Annotated in this window: 17 protein-coding genes and 3 pseudogenes; 16 read left to right on the plus strand and 4 right to left on the minus strand. The window is 37.4% G+C overall.

All coding sequences use genetic code 11. The annotated features are described in order from the left end of the window. Positions 1-14: 14 nt before the first annotated feature. The 12 genes and pseudogenes from ACPC58_RS00455 (at position 15) to ACPC58_RS00510 (ending at position 11,402) form a co-directional block, all read left to right on the plus strand. Positions 15-281, plus strand: a complete 267-nt coding sequence (locus ACPC58_RS00455) for a DUF1971 domain-containing protein (RefSeq protein WP_318151021.1) — start codon at positions 15-17, stop codon at positions 279-281. Positions 282-315: 34 nt separating this feature from the next. Continuing rightward, a complete protein-coding gene (gene nrdE / locus ACPC58_RS00460) occupies positions 316-2,472 on the plus strand; it encodes a class 1b ribonucleoside-diphosphate reductase subunit alpha (RefSeq protein WP_434064915.1) in 2,157 nt (718 codons plus the stop codon). 9 nt (positions 2,473-2,481) lie between these two features. Next, the gene (locus tag ACPC58_RS00465; RefSeq protein WP_434064916.1) at positions 2,482-3,435 is read left to right on the plus strand and encodes a ribonucleotide-diphosphate reductase subunit beta; all 954 of its coding nucleotides are present in this window, start codon (positions 2,482-2,484) and stop codon (positions 3,433-3,435) included. 355 nt (positions 3,436-3,790) lie between these two features. Next, complete coding sequence (gene tpx, locus ACPC58_RS00470; protein WP_434064917.1) at positions 3,791-4,282, plus strand: thiol peroxidase; 492 nt, start codon at positions 3,791-3,793, stop codon at positions 4,280-4,282. A 74-nt stretch (positions 4,283-4,356) separates the two neighbouring features. After that, complete coding sequence (nrdF, locus tag ACPC58_RS00475) at positions 4,357-5,307, plus strand: class 1b ribonucleoside-diphosphate reductase subunit beta (protein WP_434064918.1); 951 nt, start codon at positions 4,357-4,359, stop codon at positions 5,305-5,307. Positions 5,308-5,337: 30 nt separating this feature from the next. Further along, positions 5,338-6,294: pseudogene (locus ACPC58_RS00480) on the plus strand (L-lactate dehydrogenase). Positions 6,295-6,692: 398 nt separating this feature from the next. Next, positions 6,693-6,914, plus strand: a complete 222-nt coding sequence (locus tag ACPC58_RS00485; protein WP_434064956.1) for a helix-turn-helix domain-containing protein — start codon at positions 6,693-6,695, stop codon at positions 6,912-6,914. Between the two features lie 267 nt (positions 6,915-7,181). Then, positions 7,182-7,418, plus strand: a complete 237-nt coding sequence (locus tag ACPC58_RS00490; RefSeq protein ID WP_434064957.1) for a DNA-binding protein — start codon at positions 7,182-7,184, stop codon at positions 7,416-7,418. A 74-nt stretch (positions 7,419-7,492) separates the two neighbouring features. Further along, positions 7,493-9,001 (plus strand): annotated as a pseudogene (locus ACPC58_RS00495) (tyrosine-type recombinase/integrase). A gap of 90 nt (positions 9,002-9,091) precedes the next feature. Then, entirely contained in the window at positions 9,092-9,943 is an 852-nt protein-coding gene (ylqF, locus tag ACPC58_RS00500; protein WP_434064919.1) for a ribosome biogenesis GTPase YlqF, read from the plus strand. Further along, positions 9,930-10,703, plus strand: coding sequence for a ribonuclease HII (locus tag ACPC58_RS00505; protein ID WP_434064920.1), 774 nt, complete (start codon positions 9,930-9,932; stop codon positions 10,701-10,703). The genes ylqF and ACPC58_RS00505 overlap by 14 nt, the downstream gene beginning before the upstream one ends. A 2-nt stretch (positions 10,704-10,705) precedes the next feature. Further along, a pseudogene (locus ACPC58_RS00510) lies at positions 10,706-11,402 on the plus strand (hypothetical protein). Between the two features lie 35 nt (positions 11,403-11,437). On the opposite strand, the gene trhA reads toward ACPC58_RS00510, so the two are convergent. The 4 genes from trhA to ACPC58_RS00530 all read right to left on the minus strand — a co-directional run bounded on the left by trhA (position 11,438) and on the right by ACPC58_RS00530 (position 14,724). After that, the gene (trhA, locus tag ACPC58_RS00515; protein ID WP_312249345.1) at positions 11,438-12,088 is read right to left on the minus strand and encodes a PAQR family membrane homeostasis protein TrhA; all 651 of its coding nucleotides are present in this window, start codon (positions 12,086-12,088) and stop codon (positions 11,438-11,440) included. Further along, entirely contained in the window at positions 12,078-12,629 is a 552-nt protein-coding gene (locus tag ACPC58_RS00520; protein WP_434064921.1) for a DUF1836 domain-containing protein, read from the minus strand. Before ACPC58_RS00520 ends, trhA begins: the two co-directional genes overlap by 11 nt. Before the next feature lie 107 nt (positions 12,630-12,736). Next, positions 12,737-14,392, minus strand: a complete 1,656-nt coding sequence (locus ACPC58_RS00525; protein WP_434064922.1) for an FAD-dependent oxidoreductase — start codon at positions 14,390-14,392, stop codon at positions 12,737-12,739. After that, entirely contained in the window at positions 14,389-14,724 is a 336-nt protein-coding gene (locus tag ACPC58_RS00530; RefSeq protein ID WP_434064923.1) for a rhodanese-like domain-containing protein, read from the minus strand. The genes ACPC58_RS00525 and ACPC58_RS00530 overlap by 4 nt, the downstream gene beginning before the upstream one ends. Before the next feature lie 120 nt (positions 14,725-14,844). Here ACPC58_RS00530 and ACPC58_RS00535 point away from each other — a divergent pair, with 120 nt between their 5' ends. From ACPC58_RS00535 to topA, 4 genes are all read left to right on the plus strand, one after another. Continuing rightward, positions 14,845-15,105: a metal-sensitive transcriptional regulator gene (locus tag ACPC58_RS00535; RefSeq protein ID WP_024392295.1), complete on the plus strand. Its 261-nt coding sequence runs from the start codon at positions 14,845-14,847 to the stop codon at positions 15,103-15,105. A gap of 11 nt (positions 15,106-15,116) precedes the next feature. Next, positions 15,117-15,674 (plus strand): sugar O-acetyltransferase, encoded by a 558-nt coding sequence (locus tag ACPC58_RS00540; protein ID WP_434064924.1) that lies wholly within the window; start codon positions 15,117-15,119, stop codon positions 15,672-15,674. 58 nt (positions 15,675-15,732) lie between these two features. Then, a complete protein-coding gene (gene dprA, locus ACPC58_RS00545) occupies positions 15,733-16,575 on the plus strand; it encodes a DNA-processing protein DprA (RefSeq protein ID WP_434064925.1) in 843 nt (280 codons plus the stop codon). A 92-nt stretch (positions 16,576-16,667) separates the two neighbouring features. Continuing rightward, positions 16,668-18,761, plus strand: coding sequence for a type I DNA topoisomerase (gene topA / locus ACPC58_RS00550; RefSeq protein WP_434064926.1), 2,094 nt, complete (start codon positions 16,668-16,670; stop codon positions 18,759-18,761). The last annotated feature ends 132 nt before the right edge of the window (positions 18,762-18,893 follow it).

The following is an 18,893-nucleotide window of genomic DNA, read 5'->3' on the forward strand; positions in this document are numbered from 1 at the left end:
GGCTCTTACCTAATATGACACCACATCATATGCCTCATACCTTGCGGCACAGTCATCATATTAAAGATGGGACTTGGGAAAAGTTAACTATTTGGTCCGGAAAGATAAAGATTTTCGAATTAAGAGAGAATGGAGATGTTCTCAGAGAGTGTACTTATGACACTAGCAATCAACCACCATTTATTGAACCCCAAACATGGTATAAACTCTCTCCGTTAACAGAAGACCTAGTATTTTCCATTGATCTCTTTTGTAAAAAATCGGATTTTTTACATCAATAAAGGTAAAAATATAAAAAATAGAAAGAAGACTAAAATGACAAAAGATTATTTTATTCTGAATAATATGTTAAATGTACTAGTAGAGGGACAGATTCCACTTCATTATGACAGGGAGGCGTTAGAGGAATATTTAAATACAGAAATTAGGGATAACTTGAAAACCTTTGATAGTATTGATGAAAAATTGGATTATTTAATTAGTCATGATTATATTGATGAAAGTGTCCTTAGTATTTATGGTGAAAATAATAGAGAGTTCGTCAAAAAGCTGTTTATCTTTGCCTATAACTATGGTTTTAAGTTCAAAAGCTTTATGGCTGCCTATAAATTTTATAATCAGTATGCAATGAAAACAAATGATTTGAACTACTACTTAGAAAACTTTGAGGACCGTGCTGTATTTAATGCTTTGTATCTTGCGAATGGGGATAGGAATCTTGCTCATAAGATACTTGAAGAACTTATTTCCCAAAGATATCAACCTGCAACACCAACATTTCTAAACGCAGGTAAGAAGAGACGGGGGGAAATGGTTTCATGTTTTCTTATTGATATTAATGATTCTATGCTATCGATTGGTCGGAATATTAATTCAGCTTTACAGCTTTCTAGAATAGGGGGAGGCGTAGGGGTTAATCTATCCAATCTACGTGCGACAGGATCTCCTATAAAAGAAATTGAGAATACTTCTTCGGGTGTGCTGCCTGTTATGAAATTACTGGAAGATTCGTTTTCCTATAGTAATCAACTTGGACAACGAAATGGTGCAGGAGTAGTTTACCTTAATGTTTTCCACCAAGATATTTTAGAATTTCTATCTACTAAAAAAGAAAATGCAGATGAGAAGATTCGAGTTAAAACATTATCACTAGGGTTAGTAGTACCCGATAAATATTATGAATTGCTTAAAACAAATCAACCCATGTATCTTTTTAATCCTTATCACGTTGAGCGAGTTTATGGTATCCCGTTTTCTTATGTTGATCTGACGAAAGAGTACGATACTATGGTGGCTAATAGTGAAATAGAAAAGACTGTAATTAATGCTCGTGAATTAGAACAGGAAATTTCACGTTTACAACAAGAATCTGGTTATCCATACATTTTAAATATTGATACAGCTAATCGAACTAATCCTGTAAAAGGAAAAATTATTATGAGTAATCTTTGCTCAGAAATCCTTCAACCACAAGAACCGTCTATATTAAATCCAGATTTAAGTTATAAAAAGGTGGGGACCGATATTTCTTGCAACCTTGGTTCAATGAATATGGTAAATCTTATGGAAGCTAAAGATTTTGGAAAGTCTATAGAATATGCGATTCGGGCGCTCACTACTGTTACTGATCGGGGTGCAATCAGTGAAGTTCCAACTGTGGCTAATGGAAATTCGCTCTATCATACAATTGGGCTTGGTGCAATGGGACTTCATACAGTTTTAGCTCTTAATGGTATTGACTATGAATCTGATGAAGCCTTAGAATTTGTAGATGCTTTCTTTCTGGCTATGAACTATTACTCTTTAAAGGCCAGTCACCAAATTGCAGTGGAAAAGAACGAAACTTTTCATGATTTTGAATATTCTCGCTATGCTGATGGAAGCTATTTTGATCATTATCTAGCGAAGGAATTTCATTTTACATCTGAAAAGGTGGCAAAGATATTTGGAAATATTTTATTACCAACTATTGAAGATTGGCAGTTATTAAAAGAAAATGTCATGAAAGATGGTCTCTACCATCGAAATAGACTAGCTATTGCTCCTAATGGTTCTATTTCTTATATCAATGAGACTAGTGCATCTCTTCATCCAATTACTCAATTAATTGAAAATCGTCAAGAGAAAAAAGTTGGTTCAATCTTCTATCCTGCTCCATACTTGTCAAATAAAACACTTAGATATTATAAGACGGCTTACAACATGGATCAACGAAAAATTATTGATATTTACGCTAAAGCTCAGCAACATATTGATCAAGGAATGAGTCTGACACTCTTCATGCGTTCTGTATTACCTGAAGGTATCTATGAATGGAAGAAGCAAGGAAGTTTAAAATTAACAACTCGGGACTTAAATCGTCTTCGTAATTATGCTTGGACAAAAGGAATTAAGTCACTCTACTATGTTCGGACATATACGGAAGATGACGAATTCAACAGTGTAAATAATTGTGAATCTTGCATGATTTAAGGAGATACCATGTCAAAAAACTATTTATATTATAGGGCTATTAACTGGAATATTGTCGAGGATGAATTTGACAATGCAGTATGGGAAAGAGCTACATCACTGTTTTGGTTAGATACCAGGATACCAATTGAAAATGATTTTACGAATTGGATAAAGCTTAATTTTGAGGAACAAGGACAGTTAAGGCGTTTACTGATACTTTTAACGAATCTGTCTACCAATCAATCCATAGAGGTAGGTGAAATTGTTCGAAATGGTAAGTGTTCGCAACAAGAAGTTGCTATTTTAAATAATATTCAATTTATCGAGATGGTCAATACCAAAGCTTATAATCGAATATTGCTCACCTTTGATAAAGAGATTAATCTTGAAAAGTCATTTGAGTGGGTTGATAATGACTCACGTGTACTGGAATATTTAAATGATATTAATACCGTTTATAGAGAATCGAGTCTAGTTAAAAAAAGGTTCATAGCGTTATGTGTAGAAGGTCTTCTGAACTATGCTTATCTTTCATACCTTTTTGAGTTATGGATTAATAAAGAATTTAATAACCTCGGAACTATGTTGGAAATGATTATCCGTAATGAGTCCTTGCATTGCTTTTATTTTAGTCATAAGGTAAAGCTTCTACTAAAAGAATCAGATCCGCAAGAGGTTGAACGGTTCAAAGCATGGTGTTATGAAACTGTCAACCACTTCGTAAAGCTTGGACTTAATATAATTGGTGACTTCTATTATTTAAAGGAGAGTAAAAAAATCGCCAAAAACTTAATATTGCAGGAAGCTAATAATATTCTCATGGGGATTGGATTGAAAGAGCAATTTAGTTTTAATGATGAGGTGTTGAAAGAAATAAATTATCGGTTAAATAACTTACGCAGGCATCATCTATCCATCTCTAGTAATAAATCAACTTCAACTAATGAAGAGATTATGGAAGAATCTGATTACGAGTTCTAGAGGGGAATATGAAATATAGGGACATAGACTTAATTTGGTAATTAAACTAGAAATTAGGATTAATGTCATTGATTTGGAATTAGTCTATGATACACAATTTAAAGAAAAGGTGTGAAAGATACCGTTATCATATTAATGACAAAGGATAACAATAGATTGATCGATCTTATTGCTGACTAGATATATATCGTATTAAAAAATAGAGGTTTCAAGTATTTATGATTAAGTAGGGGTAGGAACTTGCTCAGTAATTAGAAGGATAAGTTATGCATAGATTGCATTAGGGACTTGTTAGAAAAAGTGAGAATAGAAGGTAGAAATAAATAAATCTACTGCTTAAGAAAGGAATTATACTATGACAACATTTTTTGGGAAAACCGTTACAGTTTCAGCAGAGAGACAACTGCATGTTGGTGATACAATGTCAGATTTTACACTAATGTCAAGTGATTTAACTTTTAAAAGTTTAAGTGAGTTTGAAGGGAAGAAGAAAGTTATCTCAATTGTTCCTTCACTGGAGACTGATTTATGTTCAACACAAACACGTACATTTAACAAGGAATTATCAGAACTAGAGGATACTGTTGTTATCACTGTATCAGTTGATTTACCATTTGCTCAGGCGCGGTGGTGTGGTGCTGAAGGATTAGATGTCGTTTTACTTTCTGACTATTATGATAATAGTTTTGGTAAAGCATTTGGTGTTCTCATGGAGGAGTGGCATTTACTAGTTAGGGCGGTCTTGGTTCTAGATTCTCAAAATACTGTTCAGTATACAGAATATCTTGAAAATATCAATGAATCTCCTAATTATGAGAAGCCCGTTGGGGTTGTTAAATCACTATAAGTGTATATTTTACGTACATCATATACTATTGATATATTAGTAATATTAATAAGTACAAAGGTAAGGGGAAAAGAATGCTAAATAAAACAATGAATTGGCAGCTTATTGAAGATGAATTAGATGAATATGTCTGGGATAAGGCAACTGCGCAGTTCTGGTTGGATACAAGGGTTCCTGTTTCGAATGACCTATTAGATTGGAGAAAACTTTCTGATATGGAAAAGGAGGTGGTGAAAAAAGCAGTTGGAGGGCTTGCCTTATTAGATACGTTACAATCTGAAGAGGGCTTATATGCATTAAAGAAAAATGCAAGAACCTTAAAAGAGAGAGCTGTGTTAAGCAACTTCACCTTTATGGAATCCATCCATGCCAAAACATATGGAACTATTTTAATTTCACTTAATACATTCAAAGATATAGAAGAAATATATAATTGGATGAATAATGACCGTAGAATGCAATTCAAAGCTAAAAAGATTAATGATATCTATCAGAATGGCACACCTATGCAGGTTAAGGTTGCAAGTGTCTTTTTAGAAGGAATATTGTATTATAGCAATTTCTTTATCCCCCTTTGGTACCGAGGTCAGAATAAATTAGCTAACTTAGCAGAACTTATTAAATTGGTTATACGAGATGAATCAGTACATGGTACATATTTAGGGTATAAGTTTAGACAGGACTTTAACGAGTTATCGATTACTGAACAAGAAAACTTTACTAATTGGATGTATTCCTTTCTAGAGGATCTGTTAGATAATGAGTTTGCATATACTAAAGAAGTGTATTCTGAAATCGGACTAGTGGAAGATATTAAAACATTCGTGAAGTACAATGCAAATAAATCTCTGCAGAATATGGGATTTGATATATATTTTAAAGACGCCTCAGCAAATGATGTAAATCCAATTGTAATGAATGGCATTTCTATTGAAACAGCAAATCATGATTTCTTTTCACAGGTTGGTGCAGGATATCTAATGGGAGAGGCGGAGGAAATGCTAGATGATGATTATATTTTTTAAAAGGAACAACAAAAACGGGAGCTCCATTAGATGAAAACAACTAAACAACACAAAAAAGTTATCCTTGTTGGTGACGGTGCCGTAGGTTCTTCATACGCCTTCGCTCTTATTAACCAAGGAATTGCTCAAGAACTTGGAATTATTGAAATTCCTCAACTGTTTGAAAAAGCTGTAGGCAATGGACTTGATCTTAGCCATGCGCTTTCGTTTACCTCGCCTAAAAAAATTTATGCTGCATAATACTCAGACTGCGCAGATGCTGACCTTGTTTTCATTACTGCGGGTGCACCTCAAAAACCGGGTGAAACCCGTCTGGATCTTATCAACAAAAAACTTGCAATCAACAAATCCATTGTTAGTCAAGTAGTTGAGTCTGGATTTGATGGCATTTTCCTTGTGGCTGCTAATCCAGTTGATATTTTAACTTACTCAACATGGAAATTTTCGGGTTTCCCTAAAGAACGTGTTATTGGGTCAGGGACATCACTTGATACTGCTCGATTTCGTCAAGCCCTTGCAGAAAAAATTGGAAATGATGCCCGATCTGTTCATGCTTACATAATGGGTGAACACGGAGACTCTGAGTTTGCTGTATGGTCACATGCGAATGTTGCTGGTGTGAAACTGGAACAATTGCTACAAGAGAATCGTGATATTGATGAAGAAGGGCTTGTCAGATTGTTTGAATCTGTTCGTGATGCTGCTTATTGCATCATCAACAAAAAAGGTGCTACATTTTATGGTATTGCAGTGGCACTCACTCGGATTACGAAAGCTATACTGAATGATGAGAATACTGTTCTTCCCTTATCTGTTTATCAGTATGAGCAATATCAAGGTATCAAAGATGTGTTTATTGGACAGCCAGCAATTATTGGTGCTCATGGCATTGTTCGACCGGTTAATCTGCCATTGAACGATGCTGAATTACAAAAGATGCAATCTTCTGCAGGACAAGTAAAACAAATTATCAATTATTTCTTTTAGGATAGGTATTTCTTAACATTATAAAAGTGAGTTTTACTAAGAAATAATATAGAGGAACACATCTGATCTATCACTGTCCACGCTGAGATAGCGTGGAATTAAAATCTATCATATTACAGTGTTGAATAAAATATTCAATGAAAGGCTAAGTGCAGCTAGATATGAACTATCCAAAAGTACTACTCTTGTGACTAAATTAGGACGGCACCCGTTGAGCTATGAAACTTAATGAGTGCTTTTTTTATTTTCCTTTCATAACCTCGTTCTGTTTATGCTCTAGTACTCTTTATTAATTATTTGAGCGATCACGTTAAGCTCGATATTAAAAATATGCCAATTTAGAATAAATCACACACTTCACTCTGTACCAAACTATAATTTTAAGTAGGGGTGAACGAATATATAGGCGTCTCAGAGATTTGAGAGAGGATAATGATTATTCACAAGAGTATCTTGCCGAATATTTATCTTGTAGTCAATCGTCTTATTCAAAGATAGAGGCTGGTAAACGTCAATTACCTACCGATTATCTTATTAAATTATCAAATTTATATGGCGTGAGTACGGGTTACCTATTGGAGTTAACTAATTATCCTCCTCGTTTGAAGAGTATAAAATAGTTCTCCATTAATTTGACCATTGACAATTGAATAAACCGAGGTGGGACTTTCTTATTTGTCGAGCAATTTAGTGAGATACGCCGTGATAGGAGCGAAAATTAGTAGCTATAAAATAGAGTGGTTCTCTATCTGCCATGACCACAAATAAGGACAATGATACTTCTGAACGTTCAGGTTGCCAAAGTAAAAGGACAGCGGGTGAGATGCCCATGAGTGATTTAACCAATCATACCCACGCAGGTTAATAATATGATATAGAGAGAAACTATTAAGAAAATTAAATTTGTATCGGTTTATAATAGTATAGCTGAGTGGGCAGATAAAAAAGTTATATTGAGGAGATGGGAAGGTCTGAATCAATATACACTGAATAGATGGTTAGGTGAAATGAGAGATAATAAGCAGTTTAAAGATTATGTGATCAACCCAACTCATAAACTAGTCTTTATTAATTTGGAAGGCTTTGAGGAGATTTTAAGATGGAAGCAGAGGGCGGTAAAATAAAGAGAATCATGATATAATATAAAATGGTTATATTTCTATGATTGATTTTTCTTTTCAAGTTTAAGGAAACGAAAATGTACTATAGAACAAAAACTAATTCAAAAGGAGTTACTCGATACGAAGTTGTGGATAAATATAAGGATCCACTAACTGGCAAGTGGAAGACAGCTGTTGTTAGTTATCATAAAAACACGAGTCGCGCTCGAAAACAAGCAGAACGCGAGCTCGAAGATAAAATTGAGAGATTAGTTAATGGCAGTGAAGCTCAATTTAATCCCCAGTTGATAAGAACTTTCGGAGAGTTAAAGATGAGTTGGTTAGAAACCTTGTCAGTATCAGTAAAACCTCAGACAGTAAAAAGAGAGGCTTTTGTGATAGAACGTCTTGGTGAAATTATTGGTGTTGATTATTTACTCTAACGTTTAACACCGTTATTGTTGAAAAAGTGTTTGACTACCTATATGGAGAAATATAATGCGTCACAATCTACTATGATACATATAATAAGCACTTTTAACAAAATTTTTAACCATGGTGTTCTTTATAATGTTATTCAGTTCTCACCAATGTCTGTAATAAAGCTAGAAACGTCCCTTGAGAAAAAGCGTGAAACAAAGAAAAAACGAGAAGCAAAGTTTTTAGAAATTCATGAATTAGAGCTTTCTTTGAAACACTAAGTCAAAGAAGAAACGCGAATTACTATGACTTGGTTATAGTTTTACTGTTTTCAGGACTGCGATTCGGGGAAGCTGCTTTTACAAAGGAAGATTTTGATGCTCAGAGAGGTATACTACATATTGCTAAGGCTTTGCAATATCATGATTTGAAAGTTTCAGAATTCTACTTTGATGAAAATAAAACAATAAATGGTGATCGAGATGTTGCTTTACCTAAAGTGGCTTGTGATGCTATATTAAGAGCTATACAACGAAGTGAAGACTTTGACCGCTATGCGATTGAAAATCCTTGCGAAGCATTTACATTCTCTGAGAGTGTTTTTTAGAACAGAATACGGTTCACCAATAACTTCGCATTCTTTCAGAGAAGTACTTGCTCGTGTTGAAACTGATCTTATTAAAAACTGCGAAGACAGATACGGTTTCAAATGGACAAAGTATGTAACCCCTCAATCCTTTAGGCATATGCATATTACCTATTTAAAAGGTGAGGGGATGAAAGTTGCTATAAAAGAAATTATGGAACGTTTTGGGTATGCCAATTATGAAACAACTATGTTGTATACTCATAGTCAAGGAATATCTCAAAATCAAACAATTAAAGCCTTAGATAAATTTATTGATAGGAATAATTTTAGATTTGAAGCATTAAAATCTTGGTCTAGCAAATATTCCAAAATCTTAAATGATGAAATAGAAAATAATCTTGATTCAAAAATAATTGAATTTTCTTTAGATGTTTTTAGAGACAAACTTGGTCTAAAATCAACTTATACACCTAGGCATATAACTGTAAATATAATTCCTAAGCTTAAGAAAGATTTATCAAAATATTACAAGTCATTTGATATTTCTTATTTAAGAGAAGGGAAGCAAAAGGTTGTTGGTTATAGGTTAACTTGGTGAATAAAAAATCTTGGTGCCTGTTTGGTGCCTAATAAAAAATAGACAGGTTTTTTAAACAAAAAATCTTGCTACGAAAGGAATGATACACTCATGGCAATTATTCAATGGTTCCCGGGCCATATGTCAAAAGCTCGCAGGCAGGTGCAGGAGAACATCAAGCACGTTGATTTCGTGACTATTTTGGTCGATGCCCGCTTGCCCCTATCCAGCCAAAATCCTATGCTGACCAAGATTGTTGGCGACAAGCCCAAGCTCATGATTCTAAACAAGGCCGATTTAGCAGACCCTGTTCGTACCAAAGAATGGCAGAGCTACTTTGAAGAACAGGGCATCCGTACCCTTGCCATCAACTCAAAAGAGCAAGCGACGGTGAAAAAGGTGACCGACGCAGCCAAGAGTTTGATGAAAGACAAGATTGAACGCCTCCGAGAAAGAGGAATTCAAAAAGAAACCCTGCGTACCATGATTATCGGTATTCCAAACGCTGGAAAGTCCACCCTAATGAACCGTCTGGCTGGTAAGAAAATCGCCGTTGTCGGCAACAAACCAGGTGTGACGAAAGGTCAACAGTGGCTCAAGTCCAATAAAGATCTTGAAATCCTTGATACACCGGGTATTCTCTGGCCTAAGTTTGAGGACCAGGAAGTTGGACTTAAGTTGGCTCTGACAGGAGCCATTAAGGATCAGCTCTTGCCTATGGATGAAGTAACTATTTTTGGTTTGGAATATTTCAAGGCCAACTACCCAGAACGTCTACAAGAGCGGTTCAAGGGCATGGATTTGGAGCAGGAAACGCCTGAACTCATCATGGACTGGACCAAGAAATTGGGCTTCCGTGATGATTATGACCGTTTTTACAACCTCTTTGTCAAGGACGTTCGAGATGGGCGTTTGGGAACCTATACATTAGACAGGGTGAGTGACTTAGATGGTAACGATTAAGGAAGTGATTGCTCTGCTGGCTCAGGTAGACAATCTAGACAGCCCTGTCTGGGCGGACTTAGCTCAGGATGATCGAACAGGGATCCAGGCTGCCATCAAGAAACGCCAAAAGGAGTTGGAAAAAGAAGCAGCAGAAGACGCTCGCTTAGAAGCTATGCTATGTTACGAAAAAGCCCTTTATGAAAATGGGGTGGAGTTAATCGCTGGCATCGATGAAGTCGGCCGGGGGCCTCTAGCAGGTCCTGTGGTGGCAGCGGCGGTTATCTTGCCCAAGGGCTGCAAAATCCGCTACCTCAACGACTCCAAGAAAATCCCCAAGTCCAAGCACGAGGCAATTTACAATGAAATAATTGAGCATGCTGTAGCAGTCGGTGTAGGCGTCAAAGATGCAGCTGTCATCGACCAGGTCAACATCTACGAGGCGACCAAGTTAGCTATGCTGGAGGCTTTGGGGCAGTTGGTCCAAGAACCTGAACACCTTTTGATAGATGCTATGAAGTTGGATACCTCCATACCGCAAACTTCTATCATCAAGGGAGATGCCAATAGCCTATCTATCGCAGCTGCCTCTATCGTGGCCAAGGTGACGCGGGACAAGATGATGGCGGATTATGACAAGGAATTCTCAGGCTACGGATTTGCTAAGAATGCTGGTTATGGAACGTCAGAGCATTTGGAAAGCTTGAACAAGCTAGGCATCACGCCAATTCACCGTAAGACCTTTGAGCCGATTAAGTCTATGGTGCCTGGGGTGGACTAGTCTTGACAGTCTTTTTCTGGTTATTTTTAGCGGCTATCGGTTTGTTTGCTCTCATCTATTTCTGGGAACGGCGGTCGATTTTTATCTCACTGTTTGCCTTGAACATCCCCGTCTGGGCCTTGGCATGGATTATCTCAACAGGCATTCTCGAAAACAATGAAATCTTGCGCTTGCTGGCTATAGCAGTGGTTATGGTGCTCTTTTTAGGCTTGTTAAGTGGTCCATTTGTCTTGATTTTCACACTTTATATAAATGGTTTTCAGATTTTGAAGAGAGAAGGGGTTCACTTACATAATTTCCTATCCATGGGACTGGCGGTTGCCCTGACTTTCTATCTCTTCATCGCTCCCTTTGTGGTTCAATCCCTTTCAGACATCAGCTTTTTCAATATGGTGTTCATCTACGTTGGTTTTTTGGTGTCCTATGCCATTATCATCAGCATGCTCTATACCACGTCTAGCTTTGTCGATTTGCCCTTGTGACCAATTACTATCACGTTTTCAGAGCTCTGCTATTAGCGCAACAATTGAAAATCAAGTGTATCGGTTATGGCGCAAAAACCAGATTTTACTTTAGCCTTAATGCCTTATTCGGGAATTTGTCGGCTATGTGGTCATGAGTCGAAAGGCGCATCTAGTTGTAATAGGTATTGTTTCAGTGATTTATCTGTGTGGAATGATTGTCAGTTTGATGTTATAAGAAAACAGCTTCTAGTCAAACTAGAGGCTGTTTTCTTATAACATAAAGTAGACAATGGCGATATATTGCAGTGCCGAAGCTAGTAGGATAAAGAGATGCCAAATCATATGGAAATAGGGCTTTTTCTTGGCGTAGAAGAGGGCTCCAATAGTATAAGATAAACCACCAGCTAGCATCAGAATTCCGAAAACAAGTCCAGTCTTTTGAAGAATGGCTGGCAAGATAAAGAGAACCAACCAGCCCATAAAGAGATAGAGAAAAAGGCTGAATTTTTCATTGATTTTTTTGGCAAATATTTTGTAGAGAATACCAAAAATAGTTAATCCCCACTGCAAACCAACAATTAGATACCCCAACCAACCACCGACCAAGGATAGGGCAACAGGTGTGTAACTTCCAGCGATAGCAATGTAAATCATGCTGTGGTCGATGATACGCAGGATGTATTTGTGGATCGATCCGTAGGGCATGGAGTGATAGATGGAAGAGGATAAGAACATGAGAAAGAGGCTGATGACAAAGATAGACATGCCAACTACCGCTGTCACATTATATTCTTGAAAGGAATGAATAGCTGTAACAGGAAGCAAAGCAAGCATCAATAGAGCTCCAACCGCATGTGTGACACTGTTAGCAACTTCTTCACCAAAGGAAAGTTGTAGGCTTAATTTCAAACTAGGATTCATGTTGGCTCCTTTCTAAATCAACTGTGAGCTGACGGGTTTTATAATAAAGTTTGACGGACTGACAAGCAAATCGGATAATATCAGGTGTTTTTTCGTTCTCTTTATCCCTCATACAATCTACAAAATGATTGTATAGGCTTTCTGAATCACTAGAATTGAGTAACAAGTTTAAGGTTTGACTAATTTCTTGAATAGAAAAGACATTTTTTAATATGGTCAAGGCTATCAACCGTGCCACCTGGTGTTTCTGATATTTTTTCTTAATTGGTTTTTCAATCTGTTTGTGTTTGACGTAGTTATTGATCATTGCAGCTGTTAATACTCTTCGAAAATCAACATTATCCGTTGTCAACTTGCCTTGATGAACCCCAGTTCTGTCATCGGCTTCGTTTCCTAGGTTACTATTGATTTTCATTGAGGATAAACAATTCTGTTCAAGGCTTTCCTGAGAATTGACTACTTGATTAACATAAAGCAGAACTTGGTCCAAATACAAATCTAAATCAGGTAATTCGTGCCAGTAGGGGATAGTTTGTTTCATAATTATCTACTTCCTATTATCTAGTATTAATAACTAGATTGTAAGACAATCCTTTTCTATTGTCAAGAAAAAAGTATCTGCATTCGGAAATGACAGATACTTTTTTCTTATTTTGGTACAACAATTTTTTCTGGTAAGGCCATTTTGTAAAGTGAATAAGCGCCATCCAAATTTTTCACGGTGAATCCCATTTCTTTCAAAAGCCGTTCGGCAATGTAAGAACGGAGTCCGCTGTGACAGCTGACGATGTATTCTTTTGCAGGGTCCAACTCATCAATTCGATCACGTAGTTGATCCAGGGGGATATGAAGAAAGTCCATGAATTGTCCACTTGGAAGCTCTGCTGGATTACGAACATCCAGCAAGATTTTTCCAGCAGCGAGCTCTTCCTCTAACTGGTGCCATTGGATGTTTTGGCTAATTCCTTCAGCGATATTCATGGCAGCATATCCAATCATATTGACAGGGTCTTTGGCTGAGCCAAATGGCGGAGCATAAGTCAATTCTAATTCTGGCAAATCAAAAATTGTTAAACCAGCTTTGATGGCTGTGGCCAGTACATCGATTCGCTTGTCAATCCCTTTTTTTCCAACAGCTTGAGCACCAAAGATTTTACCATCAGTTGGTGAGAAAATGAGTTTTAGAACAATTTCTGTTGCACCAGGATAGTAATTAGCATGGTCTTTACCTGTTGTATGTACAACGGCATGTTTGTAACCTAATGCTTGTACAGCACGTTCGCTTAATCCTGTTGAAGCAGCAGCAAGGTCAAAGACCTTAACGATTGCAGTTCCGATTGAACCTCTATTCTTGCGAGGGAGACCTGTAATGACATCGGCCACTTGTCGCCCCTGACGGTTTGCAGGTGAAGCTAATGAAATTAAGGTATCCTGACCAGTGATTTCTTGTTTGACGATGATCGCGTCTCCAACAGCATAGATATGTTCTTGACTAGTTTGATAGTTCTGATCAACTAGTATGCCCCCTCGAAGACCTAGTTCGATTCCTGCTTGTCTTGCTAATTCACTATCTGGTGCAACACCGACTGAAAGAATTGTAATATCTGAAGCTAAGGTTTGACCATTAGACAGTTCTAATATTTGTCCCTTATCATGAAAAGCGGTAACAGATTGACCTGTTATCACATGCACGCCTTTTTCACTTAACTCTGTCTCAATGTACCGAGCCATTTCCAAATCAAAAGTTGGTAAGACATGAGGAGCTTGCTCAACTAGAGTAACTGTCAGTCCTTTTAGGGCCAAGTTTTCAGCCATCTCTAAACCGATAAAACCAGCACCAATTACAACTGCCTTTCCTGAATTTATTTGTTCTAATTTTGCCATAATCTTATCTAAGTCAGGTACATTCCGCAAGGTAAAAAGATTTTCAGCTTCAGCAATCCCTTTTAGTGGCGGGATGACAGGCTTAGCTCCCGGTGACAAAATGAGTTTATCATAGGATTCCGTGATTTCACCATTAGGTGTTTGAACGGTAACTGTTTGAAGGTCAGGGTTGATGTTGACCACCTCGTGGTAGGGGCGGACATCTAAGTTAAATCTATTTCGTAAACTTTCTGGCGTTTGAAGTAATAAGCTATCGTGCTCAGCTATTTCTCCAGAGATATAATAGGGTAGACCACAGTTGGCAAAGGAGACAAATGGCCCTTTTTCAAAAACGATGATTTCTGCATCTTCCATGAGACGACGAAGACGTGTGGCAGCGGACATTCCACCTGCAACACCACCTACAATAATGACTTTCATTTCTTTCCTCCTTTAATTGGTCCATTCCATGCACTCATACCACCCTGAATGTTAGTTGCTTGATAGCCTTGTTCCTTGAGAAAATCTGTCGCACGCTGACTGCGCATGCCTGATTGACATATGATAACATAATGTGTATCTTTATTACCTTTGAAAGAATCAAGTTGGCTTAATGGCATATTTTTCGCCTGTGGTATATGACCATTGATAAATTCGTCCTCTTCACGAACGTCAAGTAAAATGGTGTTATTCTCTGTTAGTGTTTGCTCTAAGGCAGAAATTGGAATTCCTTCTCCTGTTGAAAACATTCCTGAAAAAATTTCTTTAAACATATCTACTCCTTTTCTACTCCTTTTTCATACCCCGTAGGGTATATAAAATATAACAATTATATCAGTATGTGTCAAGTATTATAATTGACATTTTGTAAAACTAACTGTACCATAGTTAGTATGAAAACAGAAAAAAAGAACATGATAAATCGTCTAAAACGAGCAGAAGGTCAACTTCGTGGTATCCAAAAAATGATTGATGAGGAGCAAGAATGTATTGATATCGTGACTCAATTGAGCGCTGTCCGTTCAAGTATTAATAGTATCATGGGGTTAGTGATTGCCCAAAAAGTACAAGCTTGTATTGAGCATCCATCTGATAATCCTGAAGAACAGGAAGCTCGGTTACAAGAAGCAATCAACTTGATTGTTAAAAAATAGGGGGGTAGGGTATGAAAACTGAGAGAGAAAAAATGGTTGCTGGCCAATTTTACATTGCAGCGGATCCAGAATTAAGACATATGAGGAAAACCGCCCGTCAACAGATGCAAGTCTTTAATAATGAACTCGATGGAGCTAAACGATCTGAGATTTTGAAGACTTTGTTTGGAAAGACTGGCAATCGCATTTACATGGAAACTAATTTCTATTGTGATTACGGAAGCAACATTCATGTCGGAGAGGATTTTTATGCTAATTTCAACTGTACTATGCTTGATGTCTGTCCGATACGAATTGGGAAAAATGCTATGCTCGGTCCCAATGTGCAACTGCTGACTCCTTTACATCCCTTGGACCCTGTCGAACGCAATTCTGGCTTGGAATATGGCGCACCTATTACCATTGGTGATAATTTCTGGGCTGGTGGTGGTGTGACAATATTACCAGGCGTGACCTTGGGCAACAATGTCGTTGTCGGTGCAGGTAGTGTTGTTACTAAATCTTTTGGCGATAATGTGGTGTTGGCTGGTAATCCTGCGCGTGTTATCAAAGAAATACCTCATCACTAATTCTCCCTTTGGGAGATTTTTTCTTTCCCTTGCGAATAGTATAAGTGAGGTGAAGAAAATGAATAATTTTGAATTGTTTAAATGGAAAAAAGCAGGCTTGTCCAATCTTAATATTAATAAAGTTTTGGCCTATCAAGAAAAACAAGGTAAAAAATTAACTTTACGGAATGTCGCTGTAGTATCTGAATGTAAAAATCCAATTCTTTTCATGGAAAATTATAAGAATTTAGATGCTAAGGCTTGCCGGGAGGAATTTAATAAGTATCCATCTTTTTCAATTTTGGATGATATTTATCCCACAGCTTTAAAACAAATTTATAATCCACCAGTTCTCTTATTTTATCAAGGTGATCTTGAATTACTTGAAAAATCAAAATTGGCAGTGGTAGGTACACGCAATGCCAGTGAAAATGGCATTCAATCTGTTCAGAAAATTATCAAAGAACTCAATAATCGCTTTGTCATTGTGAGCGGTATGGCCAGGGGGATTGATACGGTAGCTCATATTGCGAGTTTGAAAAATGGCGGACAAACCATTGCAGTGATTGGAACAGGATTAGATAAGGTATATCCTAAGGAAAACAAGGAGTTACAACACTATATCGGAAAACATCAATTAGTGCTAACAGAGTATGAACCAAATGCCCAGCCTTTAAAATACCATTTCCCCGAACGAAACCGCATTATTGCCGGATTGGCTGAAGGTCTGGTGGTCTGTGAGGCAAAAATACGGTCTGGTAGCTTGATTACTTGCGAACGTGCCTTGGAAGAAGGAAGAGAAGTTTATGCCATTCCTGGTTCTATTGTGGATGGAAAATCAGATGGCTGTCATCATTTGATACAGGAAGGGGCAAAGTGCATTACATCAGGCTTGGACATCCTTTCAGACTATCTATTTTAAAACAAGTTTTCCTATAGGAAAATAAAAATCTTGACACTGACTAAAAAATAGTATATTCTTTGTGAGATTAACAATAGCAGTAAGGTAAAAGAATGGCTAAAAAAACAGTTAGTAAGAAAAAATCAACAACCAAGAAAAATCTTGTGATTGTGGAGTCGCCTGCTAAGGCGAAAACAATTGAAAAGTATCTTGGGAAAAATTATAAGGTTGTTGCTTCAGTAGGACATATTCGTGATTTGAAAAAATCGAGTATGTCTATTGACTTTGACAATAATTATGAACCTGAGTATATAAATATTCGGGGAAAAGGTCCACTGATTAATTCATTGAAAAAAGAAGCAAAAAATGCCAAACAAGTCTTTTTAGCGAGTGACCCGGACCGTGAAGGGGAGGCTATTTCTTGGCATTTGGCTCATATATTGGGCTTGGATGAAAAAGACAAAAACCGTGTTGTCTTCAATGAAATCACAAAAGATGCCGTTAAAAATGCCTTTCAAGAACCGCGTGCTATCAATTTAGATTTAGTAAATGCCCAACAAGCGCGTCGCGTTTTGGACCGAATTGTCGGCTACTCTATTTCTCCCATTCTATGGAAGAAGGTTAAGAAAGGTTTGTCTGCTGGACGTGTCCAATCAGTTGCTCTCAAGCTCATTATTGACCGCGAAAATGAAATTAGAAATTTCAAGCCAGAAGAATACTGGATAATTGACGGAACTTTTAAAAAGGGCAGTAAGAAGTTTCAGGCTTCTTTTTATGGCTTAGATGGTAAGAAGGTCAAAATTGAAACCAACGACCAAGTTAAGGAAATACTTGCTCGTCTGGATGGAAATGACTTCCTTGTCGAGCAGGTTGAACGCAAAGAACGCAAACGAAATGCGCCTTTGCCATACACAACATCCACCATGCAGATGGATGCGGCCAATAAAATCAACTTCCGTACTCGTAAAACCATGATGGTTGCGCAACAATTATACGAAGGGGTAAGTCTTGGTACAGGCGGTACACAAGGTTTGATTACCTATATGCGTACGGATTCAACTCGTATCAGTCCTGTTGCTCAGGCGCAAGCTGCTGAATTTATTACTGAGCGCTTTGGTTCTAAGTATTCAAAACATAGCAATAAAGTCAAAAATGCTAGTGGTGCACAAGATGCCCACGAAGCTATTCGTCCATCAAATGTAAACCTAACACCAGAGTCGATTGCTAAGTACTTGGACAAAGATCAATTACGACTTTATACTCTTATTTGGAATCGTTTTGTTGCTAGTCAGATGGCTGCGGCAGTCTTTGATACCATGAGTGTCCGTTTGGGACAAAATGGCGTTATCTTCGCTGCTAATGGCAGTCAAATCAAGTTTGATGGTTACATGGCTGTTTATAATGATGCTGATAAAAATAAAATGTTACCAGAAATGTCGGAGGGAGACACTGTTGTTAGAACAGCTACAACTCCTGAGCAACATTTCACTCAGCCACCAGCTCGTTATTCAGAAGCCACTTTGATTAAAACCTTGGAAGAAAATGGAGTAGGTCGTCCCTCAACTTATGCACCAACGATTGAAACCATTCAAAAACGGTATTATGTCAAGCTTGCTGCGAAACGATTTGAACCGACAGAGTTGGGTGAAATCGTAAATAAACTGATTGTTGAATTCTTCCCTGATATTGTCAATGTTAAATTTACAGCAGAAATGGAACAAAAATTGGATGATGTAGAAATCGGGAAAGAGCAGTGGCAGAAGGTCATTGACAGTTTCTATCAGCCATTCAAGGTAGAATTATCTAAGGCAGAAGAACAGATGGAAAAAATCCAAATTAAGGATGAACCAGCTGGCTTTGATTGTGATGTCTGTGGACATGAAATGGTTATTAAATTAGGACGTTTTGGAAAATTCTATGCATGCAGCAATTTCCCAGATTGTCGCAATACCAAGCAAATCACTAAAGAAATTGGTGTGACTTGTCCTGTTTGTCAAATAGGGCAAGTGATTGAACGCAAGAGTAAACGCAATCGTCTTTTCTATGGTTGCGATCGCTATCCAGAGTGTGAATTTACTTCTTGGGACAAGCCAATCGGGCGTTCTTGTCCGAAATGTGACCATTATCTCGTAGAGAAAAAAGTTCGTGGTGGTAGTAAACAAGTCGTTTGTCCAAATGGTGATTACGAAGAAGAAAAAGTAAAATAGTATCAGTCTGGTGACCTAGAAGTTGTCAAATTTGTGAAAGCCCTGCATAATAATAGCTTAAGGTCACTGTATTCAACGACAGGATTTTAAGCTTTTTCTATTTTAGAGTAAATGATTAGCTGACTTTAACGA

The organism is Streptococcus sp. VTCC 12905, assembly GCF_049893385.1.
Taxonomy (GTDB): domain Bacteria; phylum Bacillota; class Bacilli; order Lactobacillales; family Streptococcaceae; genus Streptococcus; species Streptococcus suis_AA.

What these genes read in the sequence shown, in the direction of transcription:
- ylqF (WP_434064919.1), top strand. Translation starts at nt 9,092, where the DNA reads ATGGCAATTATTCAATGGTTCCCGGGCCATATGTCAAAAGCTCGCAGG.
- ACPC58_RS00535 (WP_024392295.1), top strand. Translation starts at nt 14,845, where the DNA reads ATGAAAACAGAAAAAAAGAACATGATAAATCGTCTAAAACGAGCAGAA.
- ACPC58_RS00505 (WP_434064920.1), top strand. Translation starts at nt 9,930, where the DNA reads ATGGTAACGATTAAGGAAGTGATTGCTCTGCTGGCTCAGGTAGACAAT.
- dprA (WP_434064925.1), top strand. Translation starts at nt 15,733, where the DNA reads ATGAATAATTTTGAATTGTTTAAATGGAAAAAAGCAGGCTTGTCCAAT.
- ACPC58_RS00540 (WP_434064924.1), top strand. Translation starts at nt 15,117, where the DNA reads ATGAAAACTGAGAGAGAAAAAATGGTTGCTGGCCAATTTTACATTGCA.
- ACPC58_RS00520 (WP_434064921.1), bottom strand. Translation starts at nt 12,629, where the DNA reads ATGAAACAAACTATCCCCTACTGGCACGAATTACCTGATTTAGATTTG.
- ACPC58_RS00455 (WP_318151021.1), top strand. Translation starts at nt 15, where the DNA reads ATGACACCACATCATATGCCTCATACCTTGCGGCACAGTCATCATATT.
- topA (WP_434064926.1), top strand. Translation starts at nt 16,668, where the DNA reads ATGGCTAAAAAAACAGTTAGTAAGAAAAAATCAACAACCAAGAAAAAT.
- ACPC58_RS00465 (WP_434064916.1), top strand. Translation starts at nt 2,482, where the DNA reads ATGTCAAAAAACTATTTATATTATAGGGCTATTAACTGGAATATTGTC.
- ACPC58_RS00530 (WP_434064923.1), bottom strand. Translation starts at nt 14,724, where the DNA reads ATGTTTAAAGAAATTTTTTCAGGAATGTTTTCAACAGGAGAAGGAATT.
- nrdF (WP_434064918.1), top strand. Translation starts at nt 4,357, where the DNA reads ATGCTAAATAAAACAATGAATTGGCAGCTTATTGAAGATGAATTAGAT.
- trhA (WP_312249345.1), bottom strand. Translation starts at nt 12,088, where the DNA reads ATGAATCCTAGTTTGAAATTAAGCCTACAACTTTCCTTTGGTGAAGAA.
- nrdE (WP_434064915.1), top strand. Translation starts at nt 316, where the DNA reads ATGACAAAAGATTATTTTATTCTGAATAATATGTTAAATGTACTAGTA.
- ACPC58_RS00525 (WP_434064922.1), bottom strand. Translation starts at nt 14,392, where the DNA reads ATGAAAGTCATTATTGTAGGTGGTGTTGCAGGTGGAATGTCCGCTGCC.
- tpx (WP_434064917.1), top strand. Translation starts at nt 3,791, where the DNA reads ATGACAACATTTTTTGGGAAAACCGTTACAGTTTCAGCAGAGAGACAA.